Annotated in this window: 15 protein-coding genes; all 15 read left to right on the top strand. The window is 60.9% G+C overall.

Annotated features, from left to right (window positions below; genetic code table 11):
* Positions 1 to 964 precede the first annotated feature (964 nt).
* Positions 965 to 1,267, top strand: a complete 303-nt coding sequence (locus HBR93_RS25910; RefSeq protein ID WP_057438807.1) for an STAS domain-containing protein — start codon at positions 965 to 967, stop codon at positions 1,265 to 1,267.
* Entirely contained in the window at positions 1,264 to 2,976 is a 1,713-nt protein-coding gene (locus tag HBR93_RS25905; protein WP_169961364.1) for a fused response regulator/phosphatase, read from the top strand. The genes HBR93_RS25910 and HBR93_RS25905 overlap by 4 nt, the downstream gene beginning before the upstream one ends.
* A gap of 30 nt (positions 2,977 to 3,006) precedes the next feature.
* Positions 3,007 to 3,348, top strand: a complete 342-nt coding sequence (locus tag HBR93_RS25900) for an Hpt domain-containing protein (protein WP_057438808.1) — start codon at positions 3,007 to 3,009, stop codon at positions 3,346 to 3,348.
* A 90-nt stretch (positions 3,349 to 3,438) separates the two neighbouring features.
* Positions 3,439 to 4,746, top strand: coding sequence for a flagellar hook-length control protein FliK (locus HBR93_RS25895; RefSeq protein WP_169961363.1), 1,308 nt, complete (start codon positions 3,439 to 3,441; stop codon positions 4,744 to 4,746).
* Between the two features lie 214 nt (positions 4,747 to 4,960).
* Positions 4,961 to 5,470: a flagellar basal body-associated protein FliL gene (gene fliL / locus HBR93_RS25890; protein WP_057438809.1), complete on the top strand. Its 510-nt coding sequence runs from the start codon at positions 4,961 to 4,963 to the stop codon at positions 5,468 to 5,470.
* Between the two features lie 9 nt (positions 5,471 to 5,479).
* On the top strand, positions 5,480 to 6,448 hold the full coding sequence (fliM, locus tag HBR93_RS25885; protein WP_029292532.1) for a flagellar motor switch protein FliM: 969 nt from the start codon (positions 5,480 to 5,482) through the stop codon (positions 6,446 to 6,448).
* A 43-nt stretch (positions 6,449 to 6,491) separates the two neighbouring features.
* Positions 6,492 to 6,959 (top strand): flagellar motor switch protein FliN, encoded by a 468-nt coding sequence (gene fliN / locus HBR93_RS25880; RefSeq protein ID WP_057438810.1) that lies wholly within the window; start codon positions 6,492 to 6,494, stop codon positions 6,957 to 6,959.
* A 1-nt stretch (position 6,960) separates the two neighbouring features.
* Positions 6,961 to 7,395, top strand: a complete 435-nt coding sequence (gene fliO / locus HBR93_RS25875) for a flagellar biosynthetic protein FliO (RefSeq protein ID WP_057438811.1) — start codon at positions 6,961 to 6,963, stop codon at positions 7,393 to 7,395.
* Positions 7,395 to 8,138: a flagellar type III secretion system pore protein FliP gene (gene fliP, locus HBR93_RS25870; RefSeq protein WP_057438812.1), complete on the top strand. Its 744-nt coding sequence runs from the start codon at positions 7,395 to 7,397 to the stop codon at positions 8,136 to 8,138. The genes fliO and fliP overlap by 1 nt, the downstream gene beginning before the upstream one ends.
* A gap of 3 nt (positions 8,139 to 8,141) precedes the next feature.
* Positions 8,142 to 8,411, top strand: coding sequence for a flagellar biosynthesis protein FliQ (fliQ, locus tag HBR93_RS25865; RefSeq protein WP_034099472.1), 270 nt, complete (start codon positions 8,142 to 8,144; stop codon positions 8,409 to 8,411).
* 4 nt (positions 8,412 to 8,415) lie between these two features.
* Positions 8,416 to 9,201, top strand: coding sequence for a flagellar biosynthetic protein FliR (gene fliR, locus HBR93_RS25860; protein ID WP_057438813.1), 786 nt, complete (start codon positions 8,416 to 8,418; stop codon positions 9,199 to 9,201).
* A 3-nt stretch (positions 9,202 to 9,204) separates the two neighbouring features.
* Entirely contained in the window at positions 9,205 to 10,341 is a 1,137-nt protein-coding gene (flhB, locus tag HBR93_RS25855; RefSeq protein WP_115127664.1) for a flagellar biosynthesis protein FlhB, read from the top strand.
* A gap of 213 nt (positions 10,342 to 10,554) precedes the next feature.
* Complete coding sequence (locus tag HBR93_RS25850) at positions 10,555 to 10,758, top strand: cold-shock protein (RefSeq protein WP_169961362.1); 204 nt, start codon at positions 10,555 to 10,557, stop codon at positions 10,756 to 10,758.
* Positions 10,759 to 10,887: 129 nt separating this feature from the next.
* A complete protein-coding gene (gene flhA, locus HBR93_RS25845) occupies positions 10,888 to 13,017 on the top strand; it encodes a flagellar biosynthesis protein FlhA (protein WP_169961361.1) in 2,130 nt (709 codons plus the stop codon).
* 11 nt (positions 13,018 to 13,028) lie between these two features.
* On the top strand, positions 13,029 to 14,345 hold the full coding sequence (flhF, locus tag HBR93_RS25840) for a flagellar biosynthesis protein FlhF (RefSeq protein WP_029292553.1): 1,317 nt from the start codon (positions 13,029 to 13,031) through the stop codon (positions 14,343 to 14,345).
* Positions 14,346 to 14,422: the final 77 nt, after the last annotated feature.

Raw genomic sequence — 14,422 nt, 5'->3', positions numbered from 1 at the left:
AGACGCAAAGAACGGGTATGTTTCAATCAAAGTGTCACCTATGTGAATGCACTTTTTTGTAACCTATGTGGTTGTCCCGTACATGCCCCACCACTCGGTGCCTCGCCTAGGCTCGGCATGCCCACAGTCAGGCATTGCTCCGTGGGCCCGCCGCGATCGGCCATCCATGGCCGTGTCGCGGCTACCCCGGCATCCATGCCGGGGTACCCACTGCGCAATGCCTGCCTGCGGCCATCGTGGTTTAACGGGGCGCCTGAGATCAAAAGCCAGATCAAAAGCAGAGCAACAGCAACAGCAACAGCAATGCCAGAGCGCGAAGCTGCATTCCCCCCTGTGGGAGCTGGCTTGCCTGCGATGGCGGTGTACCAGCCAATACATTTATCGACTGATACACCGCCATCGCAGGCAAGCCAGCTCCCACAGGGGTACGCGCACGCTTCGACGATCAGGTCGGCTGTCAGGCCGCCTCGCTTTGCTTGTGATTTTGATCTGAGGCGCCCCGTTAAACCACGCTGGCCGTCATCCGATATTGATTTGGGGGGTAACCCGGCAGGACGCCGGGTTAGCCGCGCTGGGCCATGGATGGCCCATCGCGGCGGCCCCCCAAATCAATGTCGGATGACGGGCACACCGAGCCTAGGCGAGGTGCCGAGTGGTGGGGCAGGAGCCCTTTTGGTTACTTTTGGGGCTCTTTTCCAAAAGTGACCCGCCGTAAGGGCGGAACCCTAAGCTGCCGTGACCGCAGCAATGGATATGTACACATCCCCAACAACCAAAAAAGAGCAGTTGTGTAGATACTCATGCTGCGATATCGGCGGATCCGTCGCTCATTTTTTCTGATAAACCGCTATCGCAGGCAAGCCCACACCACACAAGCGCACCGCACATTTGATTGCGTTTGTTGCCCACTCTCCGATCACCTGCTAAACCTTGTTGCACATACCCACGACAAGGAAGCAGTCGTATGTCAGTCGAGTCAGAAGTATCCCTGGATGGGAAGAAATTGACGATCGCAATCAAGGGCCGGTTCGATTTCGGCAGTCATCAATCCTTTCGTGATTCCTATGAGCGGTTCTACAAGGTTCCCGAAACCTACGTCGTGGACTTGAAAGAGGCCACTTACCTCGACAGCTCGGCCCTGGGCATGTTGCTGCTGTTGCGTGATCACGCTGGTGATGACGCGGATGTGCGCGTGATCAACAGCAACTCCGATGTGCGCAAGATCCTCGCTATCTCCAACTTCGACAAACTGTTCGACATCAGTTGAGTGCCCAGGCTCTGGACACCCTCACGGTACTGATCGCCGAGGACAGCGCTGCCGACCGGCTGCTGCTGTCGAGCATCGTGCGCCGCCAGGGGCATCGGGTGCTCAGTGCCAGTAATGGCCAGGAAGCGGTCGAGGTGTTCGCCCGTGAGCGTCCGCAACTGGTGTTGATGGATGCGCTGATGCCGGTGATGGACGGCTTCGAGGCGGCCCGGCAGATCAAGCAGTTGGCCGGCGAGGCGCTGGTGCCGATCATTTTTCTCACCTCCCTGCGTGAGAGCGAAGCCTTGGCGCGCTGCCTGGATGCCGGTGGCGATGACTTCCTGGCCAAGCCCTATAACCAGATCATCCTGGCCGCGAAGATCAACGCCATGGACCGCCTGCGTCGGTTGCAGGCCACCGTGCTTGAGCAGCGCGACCAGATCGCCCGTCACCATGACTACCTGCTGCATGAGCAACGGGTGGCCAAGGCGGTGTTCGACAAGGTCGCCCACTCTGGCTGCCTGAACGCGGCGCACAATATCCGTTACCTGCAATCGCCCTATGCGCTGTTCAATGGCGACCTGCTGCTGGCGGCCTATACGCCGTCGGGTGATATGCACGTGCTGCTGGGCGACTTCACCGGGCATGGCTTGCCGGCGGCGGTCGGCGCAATGCCTCTGGCCGAGGTGTTCTACGGCATGACCGCCAAGGGCTATGGCCTGGCGCAGACCCTGCGGGAGATGAACGCCAAGCTCAAACGCATCCTGCCGGTGGATATGTTCTGTTGTGCCACGCTGTTGTGTCTCAGTGACCAGCGGCGGGTGGTGGAGGTATGGAACGGCGGCATGCCTGATGGCTATGTGCATGAAGTGGCCACGGGGCGGCGCACGCCGCTGGTGTCGCGGCATTTACCCCTGGGCGTGCTGGCGCCCGAGGCCTTTGACGACCGCACCGAGGTCTGGCCCATGGCCTTGGGCGACCGGGTGTTCTTGCTGTCCGATGGGGTGATTGATACCGCCGATGCCAACGACCAGTTGTTTGGGGTCGAGCGCCTGCGACGGGTGTTTGCCGCCAACCGCGAGCCTGAGCAGCTGTTTGTTGAAATCGAACAGGCGCTTGCCGCATTCCGAGGGCAGGTGCGGGACGATATCAGCCTGGTCGAAATCACCCTGCTGGCCGAGCAATCGCTGTTGGCGCCCCCCCTGCAGTACACCGACAGCGGCCAGTCCTGCCCGCTGGACTGGTCGGTGAGTTTCGAGTTTCGTGCCGAGACCCTCAAGCGTTACAACCCATTGCCATACCTGTTGCAGTTACTCCTGGAAATACATGGCCTGCGCGGCCAGAGCGGAGCGCTGTACAGTGTCATGGCCGAGCTGTACTCCAATGCCCTGGAGCATGGCGTGCTGGGCCTGGACTCCCGACTCAAACGCGATGTGCAGGGCTTTGCCAGCTATTATCGCCAGCGCAATGAGCGGCTCGACCAGTTGAATAGCGGCCACGTGCGTGTGCATGTGAACGTGGTTCCAACCGAGGCGGGTGGTTGCCTGAGCCTGCGTATCGAAGACAGCGGCGCCGGGTTTGATGTCGAAACAGTCCTGGCGCGGCCGTTGGATATCGACCGTTTGTCCGGGCGCGGGCTGAACCTGGTCCGGCAACTGAGCAGCAATGTACGTTGGACAGATGGCGGGCGCAGTGTGTGCGTGGAGTTTTGCTGGGAGGCTCTGGCATAATCCGTCGATTCTTGATCAAGGAGCGAACAAGTGACGCAGATACATATGGACCCTGAAGTGTTGGTGGGTTTGCAGGAAGTGATGGAGGGTGAATACCCCCACTTGCTCGACACCTTCCTCGATGACTCGCAAAAGCGCGTTGAAGCGTTGCGCAAGGCGCGCGATGACGCCAAGGCCCTGGGGCGTATCGCCCACAGCTTCAAGGGCAGCAGCGGCAACCTCGGTGCGGTGCGCCTGGCGCTGTTGTGCCAGCGACTGGAGGCTGAGTCGGCCAAGGAAGAGGTTACCGACCTGGGCAAACTGGTCGACCAGATTGATCACGAGTTTGCGTTGGTCAAGCCGCTGTATGAGTCGGAGCGCCAGCGCTTCTAGGCTCGGCAGGCCCGCCCTGAAAATCTGGCCCGACTTTTGCTATCTATCTTCTGCCTGCGCCCTCGACCCTGCGCAGCGGAGACCTGACTTATGCCTCTAGCCCCCAACTCGCTCCTGCAAGCCGCTCCTGCGGTCAAGCCCCAGGCGTCCTCCGCGAATGCGCAGGCAACGGCCGCAGACACGCGGGCCAAAGCGCCAGGCTTTGCACAGGTGTTCGCCAAGGAGTCAAAGGCGACCCCGGCCAAGGCTGCGGATATGGCGCCCAAGCCGAGCCATGACAAGCCAGCCAGCACCAGCGCCAAGAAAGATGTTGGCAGCGACAAGCCTGCCGCTGGCACTCCAGCGGTTGCCGATAGCGGCAAGACTTTGCCTGCCGCGCCGCCCGCCAAGGCCGACGCGGCAGCCCCCAGCGATGACGACAAAGGCGCGGACAAGGATCTGGCGCAAGCCCAGCCGCCAGTGGTCGATCCGGCCTCGATCGCGGCGCTGACACCCGCTCCGGTAGCGGTCCAGGCCGCTGTAGCGGATGACGCCACCACGCCGTTGCTGGTGACCACCCCTGCGGTCGCTGAAGAGGTCGTGCCTTTCGACCCCGAAGCTGACCCACTGGACTCATTGCCAGCCGTGCGCCTGGCGATGGAGCAGGGCGGTCATGTGTCTGCCAGCAGCCAGGCAGCGCAAAAGAACCTGCCGACCCAGGCTGAACCCACCGCCGCGCAGAACTTCAGCAACGGCCTGGCGGCCATGGTTGACCAGCAGGCGGCCAAGGACAGCACTGACCAGGGTGGCGAGAAGGCTTTCAGCGGCCTGATCGAAGATGGCCTCAAGGACTTGAAGGGCGCGAGCAGTGACACCCGCGTCGATGACTTCGCCAATCGCCTGGCCGCCTTGACCCAGGCTGCCACCCCCAAGACCACCAACGCCTTGCCCCTGAATAACCAGCCGCTGGCCATGCATCAGGGTGGCTGGACCGAGGAGGTGGTGAACCGGGTCATGTACCTGTCCAGCGCCAACCTCAAATCTGCCGATATCCAATTGCAGCCGGCCGAACTGGGACGCCTGGATATCCGCGTGAATATCACCGCCGACCAGCAGGCCCAAGTGAACTTCATGAGCGGCCATGCCGCCGTGCGCGAGGCCCTGGAGAGCCAGTCCGGGCGCCTGCGGGAAATGTTCGCCCAGCAGGGCATGGGCCAGGTCGACGTGAACGTGTCCGACCAGTCCCGTGGCTGGCAGGGCCAGGGTCAGGAGCAACAGCAGAACCAGGCGCGAGGTGTCAGTGGCAGTGGCGGACACAGCGATGGGCATGACGCAGGCCTTGCGGGCGACGTCACTGAAGTGGCGGCACCGATAGCCCAATCCGTCATAGGCTCCAGCGCTGTGGACTACTACGCCTGACCTGAGGTCAACACCGATCAAAATGTGGGAGCGGGCTTGCTCGCGATAGCGGTATGTCAGTTACCTAGTTGCTGACTGATCTAGTGCTATCGCGAGCAAGCCCGCTCCCACATTGGTTTTGCGCTGTTGCTGAAATCCGTGACAACTCTGGCATAACACTTGCTCTTGCCTTCCCGTGGATCTATGAAACCCCGAATAGTGACGGATTATTGGCATGGCGAAGAGTGACGACGCAGCGACAGCAACAGTACCTGCAGCAGGCAAGGGCAAGCTCAAGATGATCCTGCTGATTGTCGTGGCCTTGTTATTGGCCATTGGCGTGTCGGTGGGGGCTACCTGGTACTTTATGCACAGTGCCCAGAGCAAGCCGGTACCTGTGGCCGAGACCGCCAGCAACGTCAAGCAACCGGCAATCTTCGAGCAGATGCTCCCGGCCTTTGTTGCCAACTACAACCAGAACGGTCGGCAACGCTACCTGCAGGTGAGCATTACCTTGCAGGCGCGCAACCAGGCGGACATGGATGCGCTCAAGGTGCATATGCCGGTGATCCGCAACAACCTGGTGATGCTGTTCTCCGGGCAGAGCTTCGACAGCCTGGCCACCCCCGTGGGCCAGGAAATGCTGCGCCAGAAAGTCACTGCCAGCGTGCAGGAAGTGGCCCAGAAAGAACTGGGCAAAGTCGTGGTCGAGCAGGCGCTCTTCACTAATTTCGTATTGCAGTAGGATCACGACATGGCCGTGCAAGACCTGCTGTCCCAGGATGAAATCGATGCGCTGTTGCATGGTGTCGACGATGGTCTGGTACAGACCGAAATGGCTGCCGAGCCCGGCAGCGTCAAAAGTTATGACCTGACCAGCCAGGATCGCATCGTCCGCGGACGCATGCCGACCCTGGAAATGATCAACGAACGTTTTGCCCGCTACACCCGTATCAGCATGTTCAACATGCTGCGCCGTTCGGCGGACGTGGCGGTGGGCGGCGTGCAGGTGATGAAGTTTGGCGAGTACGTGCATTCGCTGTACGTGCCCACCAGCCTCAACCTGGTCAAGATCAAGCCCCTGCGTGGCACCGCGCTGTTCATCCTCGACGCCAAGCTGGTGTTCAAGCTGGTGGACAACTTCTTCGGCGGTGACGGCCGTCACGCCAAGATCGAAGGCCGTGAATTCACTCCTACCGAGTTGCGCGTGGTGCGCATGGTGCTGGAACAGGCCTTTATCGACCTGAAGGAAGCCTGGCAGGCGATCATGGAAGTCAATTTCGAGTACATCAACTCGGAAGTGAACCCGGCCATGGCCAACATCGTCGGGCCCAGCGAAGCCATTGTGGTCTCCACTTTCCACATCGAACTCGATGGCGGCGGCGGCGACCTGCACGTGACCATGCCGTATTCGATGATCGAGCCGGTGCGCGAGATGCTCGATGCGGGCTTCCAGTCTGACCTGGACGACCAGGACGAGCGCTGGGTCAAGGCCCTGCGCGAAGACTTGCTGGACGTTGACGTACCGCTGAGCGCCACCGTAGCGCGCCGCCAGCTGCGCCTGCGGGACATTTTGCATATGCAGCCGGGGGATGTGATCCCCGTCGAACTGCCAGACGAATTGATTATGCGCGCCAATGGCGTGCCGTCGTTCAAGGTCAAGCTCGGTTCCCACAAAGGGAACCTGGCGTTGCAAGTGGTTGAGCCGATCAACCGTCGCTGATGCATCCCCTAATTGATGATTTTTGCTGCGCCGAGGACATGTAATGGCTACCGAACACGAAAACACTTCCGCCGAAGACCAGGCCCTGGCTGACGAATGGGCAGCTGCCCTGGAAGAAACCGGCGATGCCAGCCAGGACGATATCGACGCCTTGCTGGCGGCCGATGCCGCCACCCCGCCAGTGGGCAATCGCCTGCCTATGGAAGAGTTTGGCAGCGTGCCGAAGAACCATGAGCCGGTCTCGCTGGATGGGCCCAACCTGGATGTGATCCTCGATATCCCGGTATCGATCTCCATGGAAGTGGGCAGCACCGAAATCAATATCCGTAACCTGCTGCAACTTAACCAGGGGTCGGTGATCGAGCTCGACCGCCTGGCCGGCGAGCCGCTGGATGTGCTGGTCAACGGCACGCTGATCGCCCATGGCGAAGTGGTGGTGGTCAACGAGAAGTTCGGCATCCGCCTGACGGACGTGATCAGCCCCAGCGAACGTATCAAGAAGCTGCGCTGAGATGAGTCGCCGGTGGTTGGGACTGTTGTGGGCGTTGCCGCTGGCCGTGATGGCGGCTGAACCGGTGGCCCAGGTCGCCGCGCCGGCCGCCGGCAGCAGCGTGACTGGGCAATTGACTCAGTTGGTGCTGGGCCTGTTGCTGGTGGTGGGGTTGATCTTTTTCCTCGCCTGGCTGTTGCGCCGGGTGCAGCGCATTGGTCCGGGCAATGCCCAGGTCATCGAACTGGTGGGATCGCGGGCCCTGGGGCCGCGTGATCGCCTGGTGCTGGTGCAGGTGGGCGAAGAGCAGATCCTGCTCGGTCTCACCCCTGGCCGGATTACCCCGTTGCACGTGCTTAAGCATCCCGTGAGCGTGGCCCAGACCGAGGCCGCCACACCGGAGTTCGCCCAGCGCCTGATGGAGCTGATGGGCAAGGACCAGAAGGATAAGAAGTAATGCGCGTTCTATTGGCGCTCATGCTGTTACTGGCAGCGCCCCTGGCGTTCGGCGCCGACCCGTTGTCGATCCCGGCGATCACCCTGGGCACCAATGCGGCCGGGGCCCAGGAGTATTCGGTCAGCCTGCAGATCCTGCTGATCATGACGGCGCTGAGTTTTATCCCGGCCTTCGTCATGCTCATGACCAGCTTCACCCGGATCATCATCGTGTTCTCGATCCTGCGCCAGGCCCTGGGCCTGCAGCAGACCCCATCGAACCAGATCCTTACCGGCATGGCGCTGTTTCTGACGCTGTTTATCATGGCGCCGGTATTCGACAAGGTGAACCAGCAAGCCCTGCAACCCTACCTGGCGGAGAAAATGACCGCCCAGGACGCGGTGGAAAAGGCCCAAGGCCCAATCAAGGACTTTATGCTGTCCCAGACCCGCTCCAGCGACCTGGAACTGTTTGTGCGCCTGTCCAAGCGCACCGATATCGCCAGCCCGGATCAGGCGCCCTTGACCATCCTGGTACCGGCGTTCGTCACCTCGGAGCTCAAGACGGCATTCCAGATCGGTTTCATGATCTTTATCCCGTTCCTGATCATCGACCTGGTGGTGGCTAGTGTGCTGATGGCCATGGGTATGATGATGCTGTCGCCGCTGATTATCTCGTTGCCGTTCAAGATCATGCTGTTTGTACTGGTGGATGGGTGGGCGCTGATTATCGGCACCCTGGCTGGCAGTTTTGGCGGGGTTTAGCGCATGACACCTGAAGTCGCAGTCGACCTGTTCCGTGAAGCCCTGTGGCTGACCACCGTGATGGTCGCCGTGCTGGTGGTGCCCAGCCTGTTGGTGGGCCTGCTGGTGGCGATGTTCCAGGCCGCCACCCAGATCAACGAACAAACCTTGAGCTTCCTTCCGCGCCTGTTGGTGATGCTGGTCACCCTGATCGTGGCCGGCCCCTGGCTGGTGCAAAGTTTCATGGAATACATCCTGCAGTTGTACGGCAGTATTCCGCAGTTGATTGGCTGACCCGATGCAGTCCTTGCTGGCGTTGACCGACACTCAGATCAGCACCTGGGTGGCCTCGTTTATCCTGCCGATGTTTCGCGTGGGCGCCTTGTTGATGACCATGCCGGTGTTCGGGACCACCCTGGTGCCCAAGCGCATACGGCTGTTTTTCACGGTGGCGATTACCGTGGTCATCGTGCCGGTACTGCCACCGATGCCGCCGGTCAATGCCCTGGACCTCAGTGCGCTGCTGCTGATCGCCGAACAGATTCTGATCGGCGCCTTGATGGGGTTCTCCCTGACCCTGTTTTTCCAGTCCTTCGTGATTGCCGGGCAAATCGTCTCGATCCAGATGGGCATGGGCTTTGCGTCCATGGTCGACCCTACCAACGGCGTGTCGGTGGCCGTGATCGGGCAGTTCCTGACCATGCTGGTGACCCTCCTGTTTTTGGCCATGAACGGCCATCTGGTGGCCTTTGAAATCCTTACCGAGAGTTTCACCACCTTACCGGTGGGCGAGGGCTTGATTGTCAACCACTTCTGGGAAGTGGTCGGGCGCCTCAGTTGGGTGCTGGGCGCGGCGTTGTTGCTGGTATTGCCGGCGATCACCGCGCTGCTGGTGGTCAACATCGCCTTTGGGGTGATGACCCGCGCCGCGCCGCAACTGAACATCTTCGCCATTGGTTTCCCGCTGACCCTGGTGTTGGGCATGGGGATTTTCTGGATCGGCCTGGCCGACATTCTCAATCAGTATCAACCGCTGGCCAGTGACGCCTTGCAGTTTTTACGTGATCTGGCACGGGCGCGCTGAGCCATGGCCGAGAGCGAGAGTGGTCAGGACAAAACAGAAGACCCCACGGAGAAACGAAAAAAAGACTCCAGGGAAAAGGGCGAGATCGCCCGTTCCAAAGAGCTCAACACCCTGGCGGTGATGCTCGCCGGGGCCGGTGGCCTGCTGATCTACGGCGGCGGCCTGGCCCAGGACCTGATGGAGATCATGAAGCACAATTTCTCCCTGCCCAGGGATGTGCTGCTGGACCCGCGCGCCATGGGCATCTACCTGCTGCACTCGGGGAAAATCGCGATCCTGGCCGCGCAACCGGTGCTGATCACGTTGTTGCTGGCGGCAATCATCGGGCCGATCTCCCTGGGGGGCTGGCTGTTTGCGGCCGGCAGCCTGGCGCCCAAATTCAGCCGGATGAACCCAGGGGCCGGGATCAAGCGCATGTTCTCCGCCAAGGCGCTGGTGGAGTTGCTCAAGGCCCTGGCGAAGTTCTTTATCATCCTGTTCGTGGCGCTGGTGGTGTTGAAGTCCGATATCGACGACTTGCTGCGCATCGCCCATGAACCGCTGGAGCTGGCAATCATCCACAGCGTGCAACTGGTGGGCTGGAGCTCATTGTGGATGGCGTGTGGCCTGATCCTGATTGCCGCAGTGGATGCGCCGATCCAGCTGTGGGAAAGCCACAAGAAACTGCTGATGACCAAGCAGGAAGTGCGCGACGAGCATAAGGATCAGGAAGGCAAGCCGGAAGTGAAGCAGCGGATTCGCCAGCTGCAGCGCGAAATGTCCCAGCGCAAGATGATGGCCTCGGTGCCCGACGCCGACGTGGTCATCACCAACCCGACCCACTACGCCGTGGCGCTCAAGTACGACGCGGAGAAGGGCGGCGCGCCGCTGCTGTTGGCCAAGGGCAGCGACTTCACCGCCTTGAAAATCCGCGAAATCGCCCAGGCCAATGACATCCTGCTGCTGGAATCGCCGGCTCTGGCGCGTTCGATCTTCTACTCCACTGACCTCGACCACGAGATCCCGGCCGGGTTGTATCTGGCGGTGGCCCAGGTGTTGGCCTACGTGTATCAGATCCGCCAATACCGTGCCGGCAAGGGTAAGCGTCCGGATCCGCTCAAGGACTTGCCGATTCCGCCGGATTTGCGTCGCGATTCCTGAGTCTTCTGCTGCCTTTTCCGACGCTATCGCGGGCAAGCCCGGCTCCCACATTTGATCGCATTCCAGTGTGGGAGCCGGGCTTGCCCGCGATGGCGTCGGAACAGGTGTTTGCCGTTCGTCCAACTCCCTCCCGACCTGTCAACTTTGACAGTAGCCAGCTCCCGTGCAGGGCGCTTTGATAGACCGGGAACATGCGGATTCGGGAGAAGGGCAATGGCAACGGGCACAGTGAAGTGGTTTACCGATTCAAAGGGCTTTGGATTCATCACGCAAGACGCCGGAGGAGAGGACCTGTTTGTGCACTTCTCGGACATTCAAAGCAGCGGCTTCAAGTCGCTGGCGGAGGGCCAGAAGGTGGAATATGAAGTTGTAGAGGGTCCGAAAGGCAAGCAGGCATCAAACGTGCGTCCACTCTGATGATCGTTCCCACGCTCCTGCGTGGGAACGATCTCGTCCCTGAAGCAAAAGTTGGAAGGCTTCTTGCAATACCGCCTTCAGGACGCCTCCCGGCGTCAAAAGTTTGCTTCAAGGTGACGAGGAATACCGGTGGATCGCTCTAATATGTTCAGCACAGCCCGTGGCACCCTGGCAGACCTCTCGCGAGGCAATCTGGGCGTGCCGCTGTTGCTGTTGGTCATGCTGGCAATGATGATGTTGCCGATGCCTCCGTTCCTGCTGGACGTGTTCTTCACCTTCAACATTGCCCTGTCCATCGTCGTGCTGCTGGTCTGCGTGTACGCCCTGCGGCCTTTGGATTTTGCGGTCTTTCCCACCATTTTGCTGGTTGCCACGCTGCTGCGCCTGGCCCTTAACGTGGCCTCTACGCGGGTGGTGATGCTGCACGGCCAGGACGGCCACGCCGCCGCCGGTAAGGTGATCCAGGCCTTCGGCGAGGTGGTGATCGGCGGCAACTATGTGGTCGGTATCGTGGTGTTCGCGATCCTGATGATCATCAACTTCGTGGTGGTGACCAAGGGTGCTGGGCGGATTTCCGAGGTGAGCGCGCGTTTTACCCTCGACGCCATGCCCGGCAAGCAAATGGCGATCGACGCCGACCTCAACGCCGGCCTGATCGACCAGAACCAGGCCAAGTCCCGCCGCTCGGAAGTGGCCCAGGAGGCCGAGTTTTACGGCTCCATGGACGGCGCCAGCAAGTTCGTGCGCGGCGACGCCATTGCCGGCCTGCTGATTCTGTTTATCAACCTGATCGGCGGCATGGCGGTCGGTATCTTCCAGCACGGCATGACCTTCGGCGATGCGGGCAAGGTGTACGCCTTGCTGACCATCGGTGACGGTTTGGTGGCGCAATTGCCATCACTGTTGCTATCTACAGCTGCGGCGATCATGGTGACCCGTGCGTCCGGCTCCGAAGACATGGGCAAGCAGATCAACCGCCAGATGTTCGCTTCGCCCAAGGCCTTGGCCGTGGCGGCCGGCATTATGGCAATCATGGGCATTGTGCCGGGCATGCCGCACTTCTCCTTCCTGACCATGGCTGCCCTGGCCGCCGGCGGGGCGTACCTGTTCTGGAAGAAGCAAAACACCATCAAGGTCCAGGCCTTGAAAGAGGTGGAGCGCCAGCAAGACCTGCTGCCATCGCCGGCCCGCGCCCAGGAAACCAAGGAGCTGGGCTGGGATGACGTGACCCCCATCGACATGATCGGCCTGGAAGTCGGCTACCGCCTGATTCCTCTGGTGGACCGCAACCAGGGCGGCCAGTTACTGGCGCGGATCAAGGGCGTGCGCAAGAAGCTGTCCCAGGACCTGGGCTTTTTGATGCCCACCGTGCATATCCGCGACAACCTCGACCTGGCCCCCAGCGCCTACCGCCTGACGCTGATGGGCGTGACCCTGGCCGAAGCCGAGATCTACCCCGACCGCGAACTGGCGATCAACCCCGGCCAGGTATTCGGCACCCTCAGCGGCATAACCGCCAAAGATCCGGCTTTTGGCCTGGACGCGGTGTGGATCGAAGTCAGCCAGCGTAGCCAGGCACAGTCCCTGGGTTACACCGTGGTCGACGCCAGTACCGTGGTCGCCACGCACCTCAACCAGATTCTGTACAAGCACTCCCACGAGCTGATTGGTCACGAAGAAGTGCAGCAACTCATGCAATTGCTGGCCAAAGCCTCGCCTAAGCTGGCTGAAGAGCTGGTGCCGGGGGTATTGTCGCTGTCGCAACTGCTCAAGGTGTTGCAAGCGCTGTTGGCCGAACAGGTGCCGGTGCGGGACATTCGCAGCATTGCCGAGGCTGTCGCCAACAATGCCGCCAAGAGTCAAGATACTGCCGCGCTGGTAGCGGCGGTGCGCGTCGGATTGTCGCGTGCAATCGTCCAAAGCATTGTAGGGCTTGACTCTGAGCTGCCTGTAATCACCTTGGAGCCAAGGTTGGAACAAATATTGCTCAATAGTATCCAGAAGGCAGGGCAAGGCCAGGAAGAGGGCGTTCTGCTGGAACCAAGCATGGCTGAAAAGCTGCAGCGTTCGTTGATCGACGCCGCACAGCGCCAGGAAATGCAGGGCCAACCGGTGATTCTGCTGGTGGCAGGCCCCGTCCGAGCGATGTTGTCGCGGTTTGGACGCCTGGCAGTACCGAATTTGCACGTTTTGGCTTACCAGGAAATTCCTGACAATAAGCAAGTGACTATCGTCGCGACAGTAGGGCCCAACGGCTGAGGTAGTGGGTTATGCAAGTAAAGCGTTTTTTCGCCGCCGATATGCGTCAGGCCATGAAGCTGGTTCGTGATGAGCTGGGCGCCGACGCGGCTATTATCGGTAACCGTCGCATTGCCGGCGGTGTCGAGCTGACGGCTGCCCTGGATTACAAACCCCAGGCCCTGGCGCCGCGTGTACCGAACATGGAACTCGAAGACGAGTTGCGCAAGACCGCCTCGCGTATTGTCTCGGCCCAGGCCGAACTGAGCATGCGGGGCGACAGCGATGCGACCACTAATCGCCAATTGTTTGCCGGCCTGCCGCTGACGGCGGCCGAGCCACTGGTAGAGCCGACTTTTGTCGAGCCGCCACGTCCCGCCGCGCCAGCACCGGCCGCTGCGGTTGACCAGCGCGTGTTTGACTCGATGCGTTTTGAACTCAATGGCCTGCGCGAGCTTTTGGAAGTGCAGTTGGGCTCGCTGGCCTGGAACCAGTTGCAGGGCAGCAAGCCGCAACAGGCCAACCTCTGGCGCCGCCTGCAACGCATTGGCCTGTCCGGCCCGTTGTCCCGCGACCTGCTGGAGCTGACCACCGGCATTGAAGAACCTCGCCAAGCCTGGCGCATGTTGCTGGCGCACCTGGCGCGGATGATCCAGACCCCGGAAATCGAACCCCTTGAAGAAGGTGGCGTGATTGCCATGGTCGGCCCTGCCGGCATGGGCAAGACCACCACCCTGGCCAAGCTGGCCGCCCGTTATGTTCTCAAGTACGGCGCCCACAACATTGCCCTGGTGAGCATGGACAGCTACCGCATCGGCGCGCAGGAACAGCTCAAGACCCTGGGCCGGATCCTCAATGTGCCGGTGACCCATGTCGACCCGGGCCAGTCCCTGGCCAACGCCCTCGACCCACTGCTGCGCAAGCGCGTGGTGCTGATTGATACCGCCGGCCTGCAAGCCAGCGACCCGGCATTGCGCATGCAACTGGAAAGCCTGGCCGGGCGCGGGATCAAGTCGAAAAATTACCTGGTACTTGCAACCACCAGCCAAAAACAGGTTCTGACTGCTGCGTACCACAGCTACAAGCGTTGCGGGCTGGCCGGTTGCATCCTGACTAAGCTGGATGAAACCGCAAGCCTGGGCGAAGTGTTGAGCCTTGCCATCAGCCATGAATTACCGGTCGCCTACCTGACCGACGGGCCGCGGATCCCGGATGACTTACATCTGCCGCGCCGTCATCAGTTGGTCAGCCGTGCGGTCAGTGTGCAAATGCAGGATGAACCCAGTGAAGAGGCGATGGCGGATATGTTCGCCGACCTCTATCACAACCCAGCCAAACGGGTCGGCTGAAAGGCAACATGAACACAGTGCAATGTACCTACATTGATGGTCTGCTACCGCGGCCACCCTATGTAGCCTGCGGCTAA

Source organism: Pseudomonas sp. WS 5411, assembly GCF_012985595.1.
GTDB lineage: Bacteria > Pseudomonadota > Gammaproteobacteria > Pseudomonadales > Pseudomonadaceae > Aquipseudomonas > Aquipseudomonas shahriarae.
The sequence above is the reverse complement of the archived record's forward strand: the minus strand, read 5'-3'. Positions and strand labels throughout refer to the sequence as shown.

What these genes read in the sequence shown, in the direction of transcription:
- HBR93_RS25910 (WP_057438807.1), top strand. Translation starts at nt 965, where the DNA reads ATGTCAGTCGAGTCAGAAGTATCCCTGGATGGGAAGAAATTGACGATC.
- HBR93_RS25895 (WP_169961363.1), top strand. Translation starts at nt 3,439, where the DNA reads ATGCCTCTAGCCCCCAACTCGCTCCTGCAAGCCGCTCCTGCGGTCAAG.
- fliL (WP_057438809.1), top strand. Translation starts at nt 4,961, where the DNA reads ATGGCGAAGAGTGACGACGCAGCGACAGCAACAGTACCTGCAGCAGGC.
- fliM (WP_029292532.1), top strand. Translation starts at nt 5,480, where the DNA reads ATGGCCGTGCAAGACCTGCTGTCCCAGGATGAAATCGATGCGCTGTTG.
- fliN (WP_057438810.1), top strand. Translation starts at nt 6,492, where the DNA reads ATGGCTACCGAACACGAAAACACTTCCGCCGAAGACCAGGCCCTGGCT.
- fliO (WP_057438811.1), top strand. Translation starts at nt 6,961, where the DNA reads ATGAGTCGCCGGTGGTTGGGACTGTTGTGGGCGTTGCCGCTGGCCGTG.
- fliP (WP_057438812.1), top strand. Translation starts at nt 7,395, where the DNA reads ATGCGCGTTCTATTGGCGCTCATGCTGTTACTGGCAGCGCCCCTGGCG.
- fliQ (WP_034099472.1), top strand. Translation starts at nt 8,142, where the DNA reads ATGACACCTGAAGTCGCAGTCGACCTGTTCCGTGAAGCCCTGTGGCTG.
- fliR (WP_057438813.1), top strand. Translation starts at nt 8,416, where the DNA reads ATGCAGTCCTTGCTGGCGTTGACCGACACTCAGATCAGCACCTGGGTG.
- flhB (WP_115127664.1), top strand. Translation starts at nt 9,205, where the DNA reads ATGGCCGAGAGCGAGAGTGGTCAGGACAAAACAGAAGACCCCACGGAG.
- HBR93_RS25850 (WP_169961362.1), top strand. Translation starts at nt 10,555, where the DNA reads ATGGCAACGGGCACAGTGAAGTGGTTTACCGATTCAAAGGGCTTTGGA.
- flhF (WP_029292553.1), top strand. Translation starts at nt 13,029, where the DNA reads ATGCAAGTAAAGCGTTTTTTCGCCGCCGATATGCGTCAGGCCATGAAG.